The 17,002-nt window shown below is 65.8% G+C and carries 13 protein-coding genes; 10 read left to right on the top strand and 3 right to left on the bottom strand.

Translation table 11 applies throughout. The annotated features are described in order from the left end of the window. The first annotated feature begins 82 nt into the window (after positions 1-82). The 5 genes from FAZ11_RS00760 to FAZ11_RS00740 all read left to right on the top strand — a co-directional run bounded on the left by FAZ11_RS00760 (position 83) and on the right by FAZ11_RS00740 (position 4,361). The gene (locus FAZ11_RS00760; protein WP_058764090.1) at positions 83-862 is read left to right on the top strand and encodes a transporter substrate-binding domain-containing protein; all 780 of its coding nucleotides are present in this window, start codon (positions 83-85) and stop codon (positions 860-862) included. A 102-nt stretch (positions 863-964) separates the two neighbouring features. Continuing rightward, complete coding sequence (locus tag FAZ11_RS00755; RefSeq protein WP_058764092.1) at positions 965-1,705, top strand: ABC transporter permease; 741 nt, start codon at positions 965-967, stop codon at positions 1,703-1,705. Then, the gene (locus FAZ11_RS00750; RefSeq protein WP_058774373.1) at positions 1,702-2,412 is read left to right on the top strand and encodes an ABC transporter permease; all 711 of its coding nucleotides are present in this window, start codon (positions 1,702-1,704) and stop codon (positions 2,410-2,412) included. Before FAZ11_RS00755 ends, FAZ11_RS00750 begins: the two co-directional genes overlap by 4 nt. Before the next feature lie 37 nt (positions 2,413-2,449). After that, a complete protein-coding gene (locus FAZ11_RS00745) occupies positions 2,450-3,562 on the top strand; it encodes a succinylglutamate desuccinylase/aspartoacylase family protein (RefSeq protein WP_058774372.1) in 1,113 nt (370 codons plus the stop codon). Between the two features lie 34 nt (positions 3,563-3,596). Further along, entirely contained in the window at positions 3,597-4,361 is a 765-nt protein-coding gene (locus tag FAZ11_RS00740) for an ABC transporter ATP-binding protein (protein WP_058764099.1), read from the top strand. A 76-nt stretch (positions 4,362-4,437) separates the two neighbouring features. Here FAZ11_RS00740 and FAZ11_RS25135 read toward each other — a convergent pair whose 3' ends face one another. Continuing rightward, positions 4,438-4,566 carry a hypothetical protein gene (locus tag FAZ11_RS25135; protein ID WP_257787172.1) on the bottom strand — a complete coding sequence of 43 codons (129 nt, stop codon included), beginning with the start codon at positions 4,564-4,566 and terminating at the stop codon, positions 4,438-4,440. Positions 4,567-5,024: 458 nt separating this feature from the next. On the opposite strand from FAZ11_RS25135, the gene FAZ11_RS00735 reads away from it, so the two are divergent. Further along, positions 5,025-5,750 carry a TorF family putative porin gene (locus FAZ11_RS00735; RefSeq protein WP_058764102.1) on the top strand — a complete coding sequence of 242 codons (726 nt, stop codon included), beginning with the start codon at positions 5,025-5,027 and terminating at the stop codon, positions 5,748-5,750. A 159-nt stretch (positions 5,751-5,909) separates the two neighbouring features. On the opposite strand, the gene FAZ11_RS00730 is transcribed toward FAZ11_RS00735, so the two are convergent. Both FAZ11_RS00730 and FAZ11_RS00725 read right to left on the bottom strand, forming a co-directional pair. Continuing rightward, positions 5,910-10,253 carry a DEAD/DEAH box helicase gene (locus FAZ11_RS00730; protein ID WP_137279337.1) on the bottom strand — a complete coding sequence of 1,448 codons (4,344 nt, stop codon included), beginning with the start codon at positions 10,251-10,253 and terminating at the stop codon, positions 5,910-5,912. 56 nt (positions 10,254-10,309) lie between these two features. Continuing rightward, on the bottom strand, positions 10,310-11,254 hold the full coding sequence (locus FAZ11_RS00725) for an NAD(P)-dependent oxidoreductase (RefSeq protein ID WP_137279336.1): 945 nt from the start codon (positions 11,252-11,254) through the stop codon (positions 10,310-10,312). A gap of 202 nt (positions 11,255-11,456) precedes the next feature. Between FAZ11_RS00725 and FAZ11_RS00720 the strand changes: the two genes are divergently transcribed. The 4 genes from FAZ11_RS00720 to FAZ11_RS00705 all read left to right on the top strand — a co-directional run bounded on the left by FAZ11_RS00720 (position 11,457) and on the right by FAZ11_RS00705 (position 16,975). After that, positions 11,457-12,686: a maltoporin gene (locus tag FAZ11_RS00720; protein WP_137279335.1), complete on the top strand. Its 1,230-nt coding sequence runs from the start codon at positions 11,457-11,459 to the stop codon at positions 12,684-12,686. Positions 12,687-12,786: 100 nt separating this feature from the next. Continuing rightward, positions 12,787-14,070, top strand: coding sequence for an ergothioneine biosynthesis protein EgtB (gene egtB, locus FAZ11_RS00715; RefSeq protein WP_058764109.1), 1,284 nt, complete (start codon positions 12,787-12,789; stop codon positions 14,068-14,070). A 3-nt stretch (positions 14,071-14,073) separates the two neighbouring features. Further along, complete coding sequence (gene egtD / locus FAZ11_RS00710; protein ID WP_137279334.1) at positions 14,074-15,036, top strand: L-histidine N(alpha)-methyltransferase; 963 nt, start codon at positions 14,074-14,076, stop codon at positions 15,034-15,036. A gap of 106 nt (positions 15,037-15,142) precedes the next feature. Beyond that, complete coding sequence (locus tag FAZ11_RS00705; protein ID WP_137279333.1) at positions 15,143-16,975, top strand: putative bifunctional diguanylate cyclase/phosphodiesterase; 1,833 nt, start codon at positions 15,143-15,145, stop codon at positions 16,973-16,975. Positions 16,976-17,002 lie beyond the last annotated feature (27 nt).

Below are 17,002 nucleotides of genomic sequence, written 5' to 3'. Positions count from 1 at the left end.
CTGGTAAGCTTATTGCTCCCGCGAGGGCACGGGTGTCGTACTGGCGCCATGATTTCATCCACATTCGCAATTAGGATCCGACATGAAAAAAAGCTGGCTGACTCTCTCTGCGCTCGCTCTGTGCCTGGCCGCCGGTTCGGCGATGGCCAAGGAATGGAAAGAGATCCGCTTCGGTGTGGACACCACCTACCCACCCTTCGAATCCCAAGCCGCCGACGGCAGCTTCGTTGGCTTCGACATCGAGCTGGGCAATGCCATCTGCGAAAAGCTCAAGGTCCAGTGCAAGTGGATAGTGAGTGACTTCGACGGCCTGATCCCCGGCCTGCGCGCGCGCAAATTCGACGGCATCCTGTCCTCCCTGACCAAGACCCCGGCCCGGGCCGAGCAGATCGATTTCTCCGACCTGATGTGGTCGGGCCCCTCCTCCATGGTCACCAAGGAAGGCGCCAACCTGCAGGCCACCGCGGAAAGCCTGAAGGGCAAGACCGTTGGCGTCCAGCAGGGCACCATCCAGGAAACCTTCGCCAAGCAGAAGCTGGCGCCCAACGGCGTCAACGTGAAGAGCTATCAGAACCAGGATCAGGTCTACGCCGACCTGGTATCGGGTCGTATCGACGTCGCCATGCAGGACATGCTGCAGGCGCAGGACGGCTTCATGAAGTCGCCCGAAGCCAAGGGCTTCGTCAACACCCCGATCCACGACGACCTGCTGCCGGCTGATACCGCCATTGGCATCCGCAAGGGCAATGACGAGTTCAAGGCCTTCGTCAACAAGGGCATCGCGGCCATCCACGCCGACGGCACCTACGACAAGATCCAGAAGAAGTACTTCGGCGACCTGAACCTCTACGATCCCAAGTAAGGCTCGCTCGGCCAACGCCCCCGGTGCCGCCGGGGGCGTTTTACATAGGACCGCCGATACCTCCGGCGGCCAAGGTCCAATCAGGCGATTCCCTCTAGACGCATGCAGCAGAATTCCTTCGACTCCTTCTTGCAGTCCATCGGACTGGGCACGCTCAGCCTGCATGGCTACGGCCCGCTGATCCTGGAAGGCACCCTGACGACCCTTCAGCTCGCCGGCTTCGCCCTGGTGGTAGCGGTCATCCTCGGTTTGCTCGGTGCCTCCGCCAAGCTGTCGCGCCTGGCGCCGCTGCGTTTCATCGCGCAGAGCTACACCACCCTCATTCGCGGCGTACCGGACCTGGTCCTGATGCTGCTGATCTTCTACAGCCTGCAGAACTGGCTGGGCGCCCTGACCGACTACCTGGGCTGGGACTACATCGACATCGATCCCATGGCCGCCGGTATCGCCACCCTCGGCTTCATCTACGGCGCCTACTTCACCGAGACCTTCCGCGGCGCCATCCTCGCCGTGCCGCGTGGCCAGGGCGAGGCCGCGCTGGCCTACGGCCTGACCCGCTGGCAGACCTTCACCCTGATCACCTTCCCGCAGATGATGAGATTCGCCCTGCCCGGCATCGGCAACAACTGGCAGGTGCTGCTCAAAGCCACCGCGCTGGTGTCCATCATCGGCCTGGCCGATCTGGTGCGCGCCGCCCAGGAAGCCGGCAAGGGCACCTTCAAACTGTTCTATTTCCTGATCGTCGCCGGCGTCATCTATCTGCTCATCACCGCTGTCACCAACGCCATCCTCGGCGCCCTGGAACGGCGCTATCACGTCGGCGTGCGGGAGGCCAAGCGATGATCGAACTCCTGCAGCAATACTGGAAACCCCTGCTGTGGACCGATGGCTACCACATCACCGGCCTGGCCATGACCCTCTGGCTGCTGGTGGCCTCGGTGGTGATCGGTTTCATCGTCTCGGTCCCGCTGTCGGTAGCCCGGGTCTCCGAGCGGCGCTGGTTGCGCTGGCCCATCGGCTTCTATACCTACGTCTTTCGCGGTACGCCGCTCTATCTGCAGTTGCTGATCTGCTACACCGGCATCTACAGCCTGAGTGTCGTGCGCGACCAGCCGCTGCTGGGCAGCTTCTTCCGTGACGGCCTGAACTGCACCATCCTGGCCTTCGCCTTGAATACCTGTGCCTACACCACCGAGATCTTCGCCGGAGCCATCCGCAACACGCCCCACGGCGAGGTGGAAGCGGCCAAGGCCTATGGGTTGGACGGCTGGCGCCTGTACGTGCATGTCATCCTGCCGTCGGCGCTGCGTCGTTCGCTGCCCTTCTACAGCAACGAAGTGATCATGATGCTGCACTCCACCACCCTGGCGTTCACCGCCACGGTACCGGACCTGCTCAAGATCGCCCGCGACGCCAATACCGCGACCTTCCTGACCTTCCAGTCGTTCGGCCTGGCCGCCTTGCTGTACCTGACGGTGTCCTTCATCCTCATCGGCCTGTTCCGCCTCGCGGAGCGCCGCTGGCTGGCCTTCCTCGGCCCGACCCACTGACCCAAGCGGCCGCGCCCCGCGCGGCTCCGGAGTAGTCATGCGCCATCTCACCCATGCGCTGGTCGCCCCCGTCCCGGGCACCGAGCGCTGCATCCACAGCTTCCACTTCGGCCCCGCCGACAGTGGTCGCAAGGTCTACATCCAGGCCTCGCTGCACGCCGACGAATTGCCCGGCATGCTCACCGCCTGGCACCTCAAGCAACGCCTCAAGGCCCTGGAAGCCGCTGGCGAGCTGCTGGCGGAGGTGGTCCTGGTGCCGGTGGCCAACCCCATCGGCCAGGACCAGCAGGTGGCCGACGTGCACCTGGGTCGCTACGAGCTGGAGACCGGACAGAACTTCAACCGCCGCTTCCGCGACATGACCACCCAGGTGGAAGCGGCCATCGCCGAGCGCCTGGGCGACGACGTGGCCGCCAATCAGGCGCTGGTGCGCGCGGCCTTCCGCGATGCCCTGGCCGCGGAAACCGCCAGCAGCCAACTCGACAGCCAGCGCCTGACCTTGCAGCGCCTGGCCTGCGATGCCGAGGTGGTGCTCGACCTGCACTGCGATTTCGATGCCGTGGCGCACCTCTACACCACCCCGGAAGCCTGGCCCCAGGTAGAGCCCCTGGCGCGCTACTTCGGCTCGGAAGCCAGCCTGCTCGCCACCGACTCGGGTGGCCAGTCCTTCGACGAATGCTTCACCCTGCTCTGGTGGAATCTCAACCAGCGCTTCGGCGAACGCCTGCCGATGGGCAGCCTGTCGGTCACCCTGGAGCTCCGCGGCCAGTTGGACGTGCGTGACGATCTCGCCGCGGCGGATGCCGAGGCCATCGTCAACTACCTGCGCCATCAGGGCTTCCTGAGCGGCGCCGCCGCCCCGCTGCCGCCCCTACTGCAACCCGCCACGCCCCTGGCGGCCGTGGAACCGGTGGCGACCCGCCAGGGCGGCGTGCTGGTGCTCAAGGCCCAGGTGGGCGAGCGGATCGAGGTCGGTCAGGTGCTGGCGCTCGTCATCGATCCCATCAGCGATCAGGTGGAAGAGGTCCGCAGTGCGGTCGCCGGTATCCTCTATGCACGCTCCAATCGCCGCATGGCCACGGCCGGCATGGTGATCGCCCACGTGGCGGGCACCGAGGCCTACCGTAGCGGCTACCTGCTCTCGCCGTGATCCTTACCTCTTTTCAGCTGTGGAATCCCTATCCATGTACAAACTGACCGTCGAAGGCCTGCACAAGCGTTACGGCGACCACGAAGTGCTCAAGGGCGTCTCGCTCAAGGCCAAGACCGGCGATGTGGTCAGCCTGATCGGCGCCAGCGGCTCGGGCAAGAGCACCTTCCTGCGCTGCATCAACTTCCTCGAACAGCCCAACGAAGTGACCATGACCCTGGATGGCGAGACCATCCGCATGGCTGACGACCGCGGCGCGGTGAAGGTCGCCGACGCGGCCCAGCTGCAGAACCTGCGGACCCGCCTGGCCATGGTGTTCCAGCACTTCAACCTCTGGAGCCATCTGAGCGTGCTGGACAACATCACCCTGGCACCGCGCAAGGCCCTGGGCGTGAGCAAGGCCGAAGCCGAGGACCGCGCGCGCAAGTATCTGGACAAGGTGGGCCTGCCGGCGCGCGTCGCCGACCAATACCCGGCGTTTCTTTCCGGCGGTCAGCAGCAACGGGTCGCCATCGCCCGCGCGCTGGCGATGGAGCCGGAGATCATGTTGTTCGATGAACCCACCTCGGCGCTCGACCCGGAACTGGTCGGCGAGGTGCTCAAGGTGATCCGCGCGCTGGCCGAAGAAGGCCGTACCATGCTGATGGTGACCCACGAAATGGCGTTCGCCCGGGAGGTATCGACCCAGGTGCTGTTCCTGCACCAGGGCGTGGTGGAAGAGGAAGGTCCGCCCAGCCAGGTACTGCAAAGTCCGCGCAGCGAGCGGCTGCGCCAATTCCTCAGTGGCAATCTGAAATAGTTAGCGGCCTTTCAGCGAAGCCAAAAAAAAACCGCAGAGTGCGAGGCTCTGCGGTTCGCCATGCCAGGGTAGCCGCTTAGCGACGTTGCTCGCGACGACGCTGGGCCGCCAGTCGCTCGCGCTCGCGGCTGGGAACCGGGATAGCCTTCACCAGACCGAATCGGGCGAGCAGGTCCAACACCAGGGCTTGTATACGGTCGTTCATGAAACCTCCTCGAGCCAGCGCTCAATCCGGGACAGCTGCGACAGGGCGTACCAGACGCCCCTCTCACTACAATATTGAGTCTTTTCGGTCCGATTCAATCCACCACCCTGCGGTTGTTCGTCGCGACAGCCCTGCCCTTTGTCAATAAATATGTCTCTGCACTCGCATACCCATACCGATATGGGCAGAGGTACACGAATTTTTGTTGTCTGAACCCATATCAAAATTTGCCCTGGCTCTTCGCACTCTGAGTTCATTCCCTGGTCAAGAACCTGACGAATGGTGACAAAAAGGCGCCGTCGTTGGTTATCATCCAAGAGCAATAACGGGTTAGCCGCTGTTTCTCATCCAATAACAACGATGTCATCTGGATGTTCGCATTCGGATGTATTCCCTGCTTGTTGTTATCCCCATATCTCTTTTTCTCATCGCTCTATCGGCACGGCAGGAGTGCTTTCATGAACAGATCGTTACCTTTTCTCGTCGTGCTCGGGGTGCTGAGCAGCCCCGTGATGGCTGCCAACTGGGGCATGCAGCGCGAGGTAGGGGATTTCGATCTGAAGATGGGGACCGCCCCCTCACGCAGCATGGCCCAGGGATTGGTTGCACCCACCTCGGCCGGCATGGGCGGTGGATTCGATCTGAGCCACGACAGCGGCCTGTATTTCGGCCAATGGACGACTAATAACGCCTCGTCCGCCGATACCCCGGTGCTGGAGATGGATACCTACGCCGGCTACAAGCAAAGAATCGCGCCCGGTTATGGTTACGAATTCGGGGTGATCAACTACAGCAACCTGATCCAGAACGTCGACTCCAGCCGCGAGCTGTATTCCGGTATGACGGTATTCGGCAAACGCCTGGGCGCCGCCTTCGCCAATGACCCGGGTCGGCACAACGCCTCGCTCTATGCCGATCTGGGGACTCTGCCCCTGGTGAAGACGGGCGTTTCCCTGAAGTACACCAACTATGTGCTCGATACCCCCGAGACCCTCGATCACGGTGGCCTGGTGCGCAGCTTCAACGACTGGTCGGTGAACCTGAGCCGCAAGTGGGTGAACACCCTGTTCAACCTCACGTATAGCAGCACCAGCCTGAAAGGCGCCGACTGCTCGGTGTATTCGGGGCACAACACCTATTGCGACAATGCCGTGATGCTCAAGGCTTCGCATCCCTTCTTCTAGTGTGGTGTTTCAGAAGTTCGCGCAAGAATTGGCGAGTGATTTTTGTTCCTGGGCCAGGCGCCGGGACGAGTCATAGCAGGGCTATGGCGAGGAGTGGCAACGCTGCCCAGGGACGAAAAGCGCCGCCAAAATTGTGTAGATAACTTCTGAAACACCACACTAGGGTAGAAGACTACCCAGAGCGCCGATCCTGGGCCGCTCTCGCCCCAGTTGCAGCAGCGCCTGCCGCGCCCGTGCCTGATCCTCGGGCGACAGCTCCACCAGCCATTTGCATGTCGTGCCGATCCGCGCGGCGATGGGTACGCCATCGCGATAGAGCAGTCGATTGCCCAAGACGGCCGGCACCTTGGCACCCGGTAGCAGGGTGCCGACGAGATTGAGCGGGTCCAGCGCCGAGACGCTGACCCAGGTGTCGTCCGCCGGGCGCTGGCGCCATTCCCGCAGCGGGGCGATGGCTGCAGGATCGGCGAATTGCTCACCGGAGAGGCCGGCAATGAAGCGACCGCCACGGATCTCGCCGCGGGCCTCTAGGCGGTGGCAGGCACGCAGCAGATCGCGCCAGGGCGGCAGCACCTCGCTCTCGCGTTGCAGCAGTTGCCAGCAGAGCACGCCATAACGGCGCAGCAATACCCAGACCAGTCGCTCCAGCAGGGCATCAGGCAAGCGAGCGTCGGCCAGTGGCTCGGCCGGCCGCAGGGCAGCCCAGCGCCCGGCATCGTCCATACCGCCATAGAGCGGCATCCGGCCGCGGCGCAGGCCGGTCCGGTTACCGCGCTTGGCTGCCGGCAGCAACAGGGCGCGCAGCCCGGCGAAACTGTCGGCATTGACCGCGCCGGCACCGACCAGCTCGCCCAGGGCGGTCTCCAGTTCACTGCGCAACAGGCGCGCTTCGCCGAGGAGTTCGTCGAAGAAGGAGGCGCCCCGACGGGTCAGTACCTCCAGCACCCGTTGCGCCTTGGGTGACAGTGTCTCGCCCGCGGGCGGTGTGGTCAGGCTGTTCCAGTCGGCCAGGTGCCGCCGGGGTAGCAGGACGATAGGTGAGCTCTTGACCGGTCCGCCGCCTGTGCGCCCCGCCTGGGGCAGACGCAGCCAGACCACGCGCCCCGCCCGGCAGAGATCGTCGAGCCCGGTGAACAGGTAACCCGGCAAGCGACTGGGCAGGATCTCGCCTTCCCAACCGGCGGCGGCGATCTCGAAGCCTTCCAGCAGGCCGACGACCTGCTCCAGGCCCTCGCCTCCCCTCAGGGTTGCCGGGCCAACCAGATGGTGGTGCTCCAGCAGGAACCTCAGGTAGTCGGCCAGCGCCACCGGCTCGATGGCCTTGCGCAGGCGGCCCAGGGTGTAGCGATGGATCCGTGCCAGCAGATGGCGCTCGCACCATTCGACCGCCTGGGTCTCGGCGGTGAAATGCCCCTGCAATACATAGCCCTCGCCTTGCAGCGCCAGCAACGCCGGAGTGAGACGCTCCGGCGACAGGCCGAGGCTCGCCGCCAGCTCTGCCTGGGCTACCGGACCCAAGGCGGTCAGGCGCGCGCGCAACAACTCGACCAGTGTCGCCTCGGCATCCTCGGGCGCGACGAAACCGGACGGCGCAGCTAGAGCGGGCTCGATGGGGGCTTCGGGAAACAGGCGCTGGAACAGCGGCAGGCGCTCCGCGGCGATCCACAGGGTCGTCTCCGGCAGCCGCAGGCGCCCGGCTCGCCCGGCCTTGGTCAACTGCCTGGCCTGGGCCAGGTGGGACGCCATTTCCGCCTCGGTGAGAAAGCCCACGCCCAGCAGGGCTTCGTGCAGCTCATCGGCCGTTTCCAGCCGCGGCCAGGCTTCCTCCCGGACCAGAGCGATGGCCGCCGGATCCAGGGCACCGAGGTCGCCGGGATCGGCACCGCCGAAGCGCCGATTCTGCACCGCCAGGGTACGGCGCTCCTCGACCGGGGCATCGTCCAGGTAGGCGTAGGGCTTGGCCGTCAGCACCTCGGCGGCCAGTGGCGACGGCCCGGGCAGATCGCGCGTGAGCAGGGTCAGTTGGCCTGTGCTAATGCGCTCCAGCAGCGCCAGCCAACCCCTGCTGTCGAGGGATTCGTGCAGGCAGTCGTCCAGGGTCTGGCGTACCAGGGGATGCTCCGGCACCTGGCGCTCGCCGGCGAGGTTTTCCAGGCAGGCGACCTGGTCGGGAAAGACCGTGGCCAGCAGGTCTTCGCTGCGCATGCGCTGCACCTGGGTGGCCACCTTGCGCCCGCCGCTGAAGCGCGGCAGGGCTAGCGCCGTGGTGGCATTCCAGCGCCAGCGCACGGCGAACAGCGGCGCATCGAGCAGGGCCTGGATGAGCACCTGCTCCGCGGTGGCCGGATGCAGATAGCGCCAGACCTCATCGAGCACGAAGCTATGGCTGGTGGCTAACGACAGGATCAGGGCGTTCTCGGTGGCCGCGGCCTGTAGCTCGACATTGAAGTTGCGACAGAATCTCTTGCGCAGCGCCAGGCCCCAAGCGCGGTTGATGCGGCTGCCAAAGGGCGCGTGGATGATCAGCTGCATGCCGCCGGCCTGGTCGAAGAAGCGCTCCATGACCAGCGTCTGCTGGGTCGGCAGCGCACCCAAGACCTGGCGCGTGCGGCCGAGATAATTCACCAGTTGGCGGGCGGCGCCCTCATCCAAGTCATAGGCGGCGCCGATCCGCGCGATAGCGGGTTCAGGGGCCTCGCCCGCCGCGGGCAACAGGGGTTCCAGTTCCGCTCGCAGGCGGGCGAGACCGGCCGATAACTCGTCGCTACGCCCCGGCGCCTCCCCATGCCAGAAGGGAATGTTGGGCGGCTGCCCCTTGGCATCCTCGACCCGCACCTTGCTGCCTTCGATCTTGACGATGCGGTAGGCGGTATTGCCGAGCTGGAAGACATCGCCGACCAGGCTTTCGAAGGCGAAATCCTCGTTGACGCTGCCCACGGTATGGCCCTGGGGTTCGAGCAGCACGCTGAAGTCACCGCTTTCCGGGATGGTGCCACCACTCATCAACGCCGTGGCCTTGCCGCCACGCCGACCGCGCAGCAGGCCGTTGACCGCATCGCGGTGCACGTAGGCCGCCCGCGGGCCACGGCGATCGGTGTAGCCCTGGCTGAGCATCGCCACCACGGAACTGTAGTCCGCCTCGCTCAGTTCGGCATAGGGTTCGGCCTGGCGCAGCACCGCCAGCAGGGCCGCCTCCGACCATTCCTGGCAGGCCACCTCGGCCACCAGTTGCTGGGCCAGTACGTCCAGGGGCGCCCGGGGGATGTGCAGGGTGTCCAGCTCACCGCGACGCACGCAATCGAGCAGCGCCACGCATTCCACCAGGTCGTCCCGCGAGGTGGGGAACAGCCGCCCCTTGGGCAGACCGCCCACCTGGTGATTGGCACGTCCGACGCGCTGCAGGAAGGCGGCGATGGAGCCCGGCGAGCCGATCTGGCAGACCAGGTCGACATCGCCAATGTCGATACCCAGCTCGAGGGAGGCGGTCGCCAGCAGCAGGCGCAACTCGCCGCGCTTGAGGCGCTGTTCGGCGTCCAGCCGCTGTTCCTTGGCCAAACTGCCGTGGTGGGCGGCGACCAGCTCGCTGCCGAGGCGATCCGACAGCTGCCGCGCCATGCGCTCGGCCAGGCGGCGGGTGTTGACGAACACCAGGGTGGTGCGATGCCCTTCGGCCAATTCAGCGAGGCGGTCGTAGACCAGCTCCCAGGCCTGGGTGGAGAGCATCGCCTCCAGGGGAATGGGCGGGACCTCCAGGGCCAGGTCCCGGGCGCGCTGGTGGCCGATGTCGATCACCGTACAGGGCCGGGGCTGCCCCTGGGCGTCGCGCCCGACCAGGAAGGCGGCGACCGCCGCCAGCGGCTTCTGGGTGGCGGAGAGGCCGATGCGTTGCAGGGGTCGCCCGGTCAGGGCCTCCAGCCGCGCCAGACTGAGGGTCAGATGGCTGCCGCGCTTGCCGTCGGCGATGGCATGGATCTCGTCGACGATGACGCCGCGCACGCTGGCCAGCATCCGCCGTCCGGAATCCGAGCCGAGCAGCACATAGAGGGATTCGGGCGTGGTGACCAGCAGATGCGGCGGTCGCCGGCGCATGGCGGCGCGTTCCTTTTGCGGGGTGTCGCCGGTACGCACCGCGGTACGCAACTCCAGCGGCGGCAACTGACGCGCCTCCAGGGCGGCACCGATCCCGGCCAAAGGCTCTTCGAGATTGAGGCGGATGTCGTTGGACAGCGCCTTGAGCGGCGACACATAGAGCCAGAGGCAGGCCTCGGGCAGGCCGCCGTCGCGCAACGCCTCCTGCACCAGGCCGTCGAGCACGGCGAAAAAGGCGGTCAGCGTCTTGCCCGACCCGGTGGGCGCGGCCACCAACACCGATTCACCGGCACGGATGGCCGGCCAGGCCTGGCGCTGCGCCTCGGTCGGCGCGGGAAAACGCCCCCTGAACCAGCTAAGGGGCGCATCGTGAAACTCCGCCAGAACGGCGGCAGCAGGCGAGATCGAGGTCATGCGGCCAATATGGGAGCGGACCGCAGCGGCCACAACCCAGACCGACCGGTGGCGCCTCAGGCGATGCGGTTGCGCAATTCACCACCGTTCAACATGGCGGCGATATTGGCCAGCATCACCTGCTGCTGGGCGGTCTGGGCCGAGGCGGCGTTGGCGGCCACATGGGGGCTGAGCACCAGGTTGGCCTGGCTGCGCAGCCGCTCGGGTACCTCGGGCTCGCGGGCGAAGACGTCCAGCGCGGCGCCAGCGATCACGCCCTGCTCCAGGGCGTCGGCCAAGGCCTCTTCGTCGACCACGCTGCCGCGGGAGATATTGATGAGGTGTCCCTCCTCGCCCAGCGCGGCCAGGACCTCGGCATTCACCGCGCCCACGGTCTCGGCGCTGGCGCGCACCGCCACTACCAGCACGTCGCTCCAGCGCGCCAGCTCCAGCAGGCTGCCGTGATAGGCATAGTCGCTGTCGCTTCGCGGTGAGCGGTTGAAGTAGCCGATCTCCATGTCGAAGGCCTCGCCGCGACGAGCGATACGTCGGCCGATCTCGCCCAGGCCATAGATACCCAGCCGGCGGCCAGCCAGGCCCGGCACCTGGGGCATGCGCTCGACGGCGTTACCCTGCCATTGACCGCTGCGGACGAAGGCGTCGCCCTGCAACAGGCGGCGGGCACTCGCCAGGATCAGGCCGAAGGTGAATTCCGCGACCGCCGTGGCATTGGCGTCACCGGCGGTGGTCACGGCGATGCCGCGCGCGCGACAGGCCGCCAATTCCACTCCCTCATAGCCGGTGCCGTAGCAGGCCACCAGGCGCAGGGCGGGCAAGGCATCCAGCAGGGCCGCACGCGTCGGCAGGCCACCAATGGTGAGGAGCGCGACCGCCGCTTCGGCGCCCGGCGGGAGGGCAGCGGGATCGGCGGAGGGAAAAGGCCCCAGTACCTGGTAGTGGGCTTCGAGCTGGGTAACCAGTCCCTGCGGCAATTGCGGGGCCATCAGCAACGTCTGTTTCATTTTGAAATATTTTCCCAAGCCGAAAATTCAAGCGTCGCCAGTGGTAGCCCGATCGTCAACCGTTCTCTTTAGGCCGCCCCTTTCGCCCGCCATCGTCACCCCGAAGAACTACGCCAAGCCCTTGATAGGATAGGCTTTTCCTGCAACTTGCCGCCCCCTGTCCAGTCCGATCGACAGCCATCAACGACACCGGGATCTTCGGATGAGCAGAGTTCTCCGCCGCGCAGGTAATGCCGCCTGTCTTGCCCTCTTCGCCAGCAGCCTGCCGCTGACGGCAAAGGCCCTGGAATTCGATGGCTATGGTCGCGTGGGCGTCGGCGGTTCCGCCGACGGTGGCAAGCAAAGCTGCTTCCAACTGCCTGGCGCGCCGGCCAAGTACCGGCTCGGTAACGAATGCGAGACCTACTGGGAACTGGAACTGCACCAGACGCTGTACAAGGGCGCCGATGGTACCGAGCTCAAGGTGCATGGCATGGCCAGCCTCTACAACGTCTATGACCAGACGCCCACCTTCAGCGGCGACAACGGCAACGTGCGCCTGCCGCAGCTCTGGACCAGCCTCACGTTGCCCGCCCTGAACGGCGGCGGTCTCTGGGCCGGACGGCGCTACTACAAGCGTCATGACATCCACATCAACGATTTCTACTACTGGAACCCGAGCGGCACCGGCTTCGGCGTGGAGGACTACGGCCTGGGCGACAGCGGCCTGCGCCTGAGCTACGCCTTCAGCCGCGAAGACAATATCGATCAGCCGGACAAGGCCAATCGCCACGACGTCAACCTGGGCGGCATCAAGACCAATCCCGGTGGCGAGATCGAACTGGGCCTGTCCTACATCCAGCGCGCCGGACAGGTACAGGGTGCCCACGGTGGCTGGTCGGCCACCGCCGAGCACAAGCAGAGCGCCTTCTTCGGTGGGGTCAACGTCTTCACCGTGCAATACGGCCGTGGGCCGGGCACCGGGCTGGGTGCGACCGGCAGCCTCACCGCCGATCAGGATTACCAGAGCCTGCGCATCCTCGAATCGCCGCGCTGGCAGCTCACGCCGCGCTTCGGTGGCCAGCTGCTGGCGCTCTATCAGCGCGACCGGGCGCCCGGCGATGCCGGCCAGACCTGGTATTCCTTCGGCGTGCGGCCCAGCTATGCCTTCACCCGCCTCTTCAAGCTGCAGGTGGAATTCGGCCATGACCAGATCCATCCCGACAGCGGCGCCACCCGTACCCTGAACAAGGTCACCGTGGCCCCGACCCTGGCCCTGGGCGGCATGGGCCTGATGGACCGACCGGAGATCCGCCTTTACTGGACCTACGCCAGCTGGAACCGCGGCGCCCAGGAAGCAGCGTTGGCAGGCACCGCCCTCTCCGATACCGGCGCCTTCGGCGATGCCCGCCATGGCAACAATTTCGGGGTACAGCTGGAAACCTGGTGGTAGACGACGGGCACCAGCGAGACCGCCCGTCATAACTTCCCGAACTAAACTTATGCCGCCCGGTCGGTTTCCTGACCACAGGAAGACCGACCCGGAGCCCGCCATGAATCTTTTCGCCCGCGAACTGCCCGCCGCGAGCGTTACCGCCGCTACTCCGCTGGAACGCTATCGGCAGGTGCGCCGGGCCAGCGAAGCGCTCTGCGCGCCGCTCACCGTCGAGGATTACGTCGTCCAGAGCATGGCCGACGTCAGCCCGCCGAAATGGCACCTGGCCCACGTGACCTGGTTCTTCGAGGCCTTCATCCTCAAGCCCTTCCTCAAGGGCTACCAGACGCCCAATCCGGCCTACGACTACCTGTTCAACTCCTATTACGAGACCCACGGCAAGCCCTTTCCCCGGGCGGCCCGCGGGCACCTGTCACGCCCGGGCGTCGAGGACGTCTATCGCTTCCGCGCCGCGGTCGACGAGGCCATGGCCGAGCTGCTGACCTCGCCGCCCGCCGAACACGCCGCCGAGATCGAGCGGCGCCTGGAGCTGGGGCTGCACCACGAGCAGCAGCACCAGGAACTGCTGCTGATGGACATCAAGCACATCCTGGCGCAGAACCCGCTGTATCCGGTCTATCGCGCCGACTTGGCCAAGGCCAGCGCGAACCAGGTGGCGCCCCTGGGCTGGGAAAGCCATCCCGGCGGCGTACGCCATGTCGGTCACACGGGCGAGGGCTTCGCCTTCGATTGCGAGACGCCCGTGCATCGCCAGTTCGTCGACGACTTCCAACTGGCCGACCGCCTCGTCACCAACGCCGAATACCTCGCCTTCATCGAGGACGATGGCTATGGCCGCAGCGATCTCTGGCTCTCCGATGGCGCCGCGGCCATCCGCAACCTGGGCTGGCAGGCACCGCTGTACTGGCAGAAGCTGGACGGCGTCTGGCACCACTTCACCCTCGGCGGGATGACACCCATCGACCTGGGCGCACCGGTCTGCCACCTGAGTTTCTACGAGGCCGATGCCTATGCCAGCTGGGCCGGTGCTCGCCTGCCCACCGAGGCGGAGTGGGAAACCGTGGCAGCGCGCCAGCCGATCACGGGCAACTTCGTCGACCAGGATCACCTGCAACCCGTCGCCGCCGAGGGCAGTGGTATGCGCCAGCTGTTCGGCGATGTCTGGGAATGGACCGGCAGTGCCTTCCGTCCCTACCCCGGCTTCAAGCCGCTGCCGGGCAGCCTCGGCGAATACAACGGCAAGTTCATGTCCGGCCAGATGGTCCTGCGCGGTGGCTGTTGCGCCACCCCGCAGAACCATGTGCGCGCCACCTATCGCAACTTCTTCTACCCCACCATGCGCTGGCAGTTCGCCGGTCTGCGCCTGGCTCGCGAGGTCTGACCCATGGCCCTAGCCGTACGCTTCTTCGATCAGCAACCGGCGAAAATCGCCGACAGCTCACTGCGCGACGACGTGCTGCGGGGCTTCGCCCAGACGCCCAAGGCACTGTCACCCAAGTATTTCTACGATCAGCGCGGCTCCGAGTTGTTCGAAGCCATCACCCGGCAGCCGGAGTACTATCCCACCCGTACCGAAGAAGCCATCCTCGCCGCGGCGGCGGGTGAAATCGCCCAGCTGGCGGGGCGCGATGCCGCGCTGGTCGAGCTGGGCAGCGGCGCCAGCCGCAAGGTCAGGCTGCTGCTAGAAGCCATGCGGCCGGTGGGCTACCTGGGGATCGACATCTCCCGGGAATTCCTGCTCAGCAGCACCCAGCGCCTGGCCGCCGACTATCCTTGGTTGGACGTAAGCGCCGCCTGCGCCGACTTCAGTCGCCCCATGGCCCTACCGGACAGTCTCGACGGCCTGCGTCCGGTCGCCTTCTTCCCTGGGTCGAGTATCGGCAACTTCACCCCTGAGGAGGCGAGTGTCTTCCTGCGTAACCTCCATGGCATGCTCCCGACCACCGGTGGCCTGCTGATCGGCGTCGACCTGATCAAGGATCAGGCGCGCCTGGATGCGGCCTACAATGACGCCGCGGGGGTCACCGCGGACTTCAATCTCAACCTGCTGCAGCGCATCCGGCGCGAGCTGGATACCGATCTGGACCCCTCCCGCTTCCGCCACCTGGCCTTCTTCGATCCAATCGCCTCGCGTATCGAGATGCATCTGGTCAGCGTGCGTGACCACACCGTGCGTCTGGAAGGGCAGCGCTTCACCTTCCGCGAGGGTGAGCGGCTGCATACCGAAAATTCCTACAAATACAGCCTGGAAAGCTTCCGCGCCCTGGCCGAAGACGCTGGTTTCAGACAGGTACGCGTCTGGACCGACAGCGCCAAGCTATTCGCCGTCTTCTACTTCGCCGCCTGATGACTTCCAGGGATCCAAGCCGTTGTGATGGGTTGGGCGAGGGAACTCTCGACCCGATCACGCTCTAAGTAGCAATCTGCTATTACAGCGTATCGGGACGATGCCTATGGAGCCTGCGCCACTCACTGCAGCCAATGAACGCCAGCGTCTTGCCCTGCTGCGTGATCTCGCCCTGATCGATCGTCCCTCGGACCGCGTCTTCCAGGATCTCACCGCGCTCTGCGCCCAACTGTTCGATGTGCCCTGCGCAATGGTCTGCTTTCTCGATGACCAGCAGGTGCATTGCCGCGCCACCGTGGGCTGCAGCCCCACGGCTGTGCCTCGTAGCGAATCCTTCTGCCAGTACCTGCAGGAACGCGACCTGCCGCTGCAGGTGGAAGATGCCCGTAACGACCCGCGCCTCGCCGGACTGGCGATGGTGGCCGGCGCGCCCGGCGTCCGTTTCTACGTCGGCGCGCCGTTGCGCACCGCCGAAGGCCTGATGCTCGGCAGTCTGACCCTGTTCGATACCGCGCCACGTACCGCGTTGCCCCCCGAGCGGGTGCTCGCCCTTCAGCAACTGGCCAATCTGGCCATGCAACATATCGAACAACTGCGCAGCGGCGCCTATTGGGACCCGGTCACCCAATCGCCCAACGCCGAGCGTTTCCGCCAGGATGCCGAAGCCCTGACCCGCGCAGGCAGCCGGGTCGTCGCCGTAGCGGCCGATCTATTCGCCCAGAACTACCTCAACGACTTCATCAAGGCCATGGGCCAGGCGCATTTCGATGGCCTGCAACGCGCCATCAAGCAGCATCTGCGCCGCCTGTTGCCCTCCGGGCAACCGCTGTATCGCCTGGGCCCGGCCCGTTTCGGCTTCCTGCTCAACGACCTCGACGAGGGGCGTCAACGCGATCTGCTCGAACGGGTCCAGCAGGAGTTGACTGGCGTACTCGACTATAACGGCATTCCCATCCAGACCCGCCTGGGTCTGGGCGTGATGTCGCTCACCGACGACCGCCCGACCGACTGGCTGCGTGCCCTGATCGCCACCGCCGACGATGCCCGCGCCGAGATGCGTGGCTGTCGCCACTTCGATCCGCAGCACGACGCGGCCTACCGGCGCGCCTTCGCCCTGCTCAGTGCCCTGCCCCAGGCACTGCGGGCAACCGACCAGTTGAGCCTGGTCTATCAGCCGCGCATCGACCTGGCCACCGGACGCTGCCACAGCGTCGAGGCGCTGCTGCGCTGGCAGCATCCGCACCTGGGCCCCATCAGCCCGGCGGAATTCATTCCCCTGGCAGAGAAGACCGCGCTGATCACCGCCTTGAGCAGTTGGGTGATGCACAGCGCCATCGCCCAGGCCTACGCCTGGCAGCGCGAGGGCCGCATCCTGAGCATGGCCATCAACATCTCGGCCCATGATCTCAACGATCCAGACTTCGCCGAGCAGACCACCGAGCTGTTGCAGCGCTATCCGGTCAGCGCCCGGCGCCTGGAGCTGGAGGTCACGGAAAACGCCCTGCTCGGTGACGACACCCTGATCCATCGCCAGCTGACCACGCTGCGCGAACTGGGCGTGGGCATCGCCATCGACGATTTCGGCACCGGTTACAACAACCTGTCGCACCTGCGGGAGTTGCCCGCCGACACCATCAAGATCGACCGCAGCTTCGTCCGCGACCTGCCCCATCGTGACAAGGATCGGTTGATCGTCAGCTCGCTGATCGAACTCTCCCATCACCTGGGTTTTCGCATCACCGCCGAGGGCATCGAGACGGCCGAAGCCATGGCGAGTCTGCTGGCCATGGGCTGCGACGAAGGCCAGGGCTTCTGGATCGGCAAGCCCATGGCCGAGCCCGAGCTACAAGCCTGGCTGCTGGTGCAGCAACCGGATCTGCAACGTCCGAACCGGCGTGCACCGGTGTTCCAGCTGTTCGACGGCGTGGCCAAGCGCTAATCCTGGCCGGCGCCCCGTGCCCCGCTT

The sequence above is a fragment of the Pseudomonas rhizoryzae genome (genome assembly GCF_005250615.1).
Lineage (GTDB): Bacteria > Pseudomonadota > Gammaproteobacteria > Pseudomonadales > Pseudomonadaceae > Chryseomonas > Chryseomonas rhizoryzae.
Note: the sequence above shows the minus strand (reverse complement) of the source record. Positions and strands in the feature narration are given on the sequence as shown.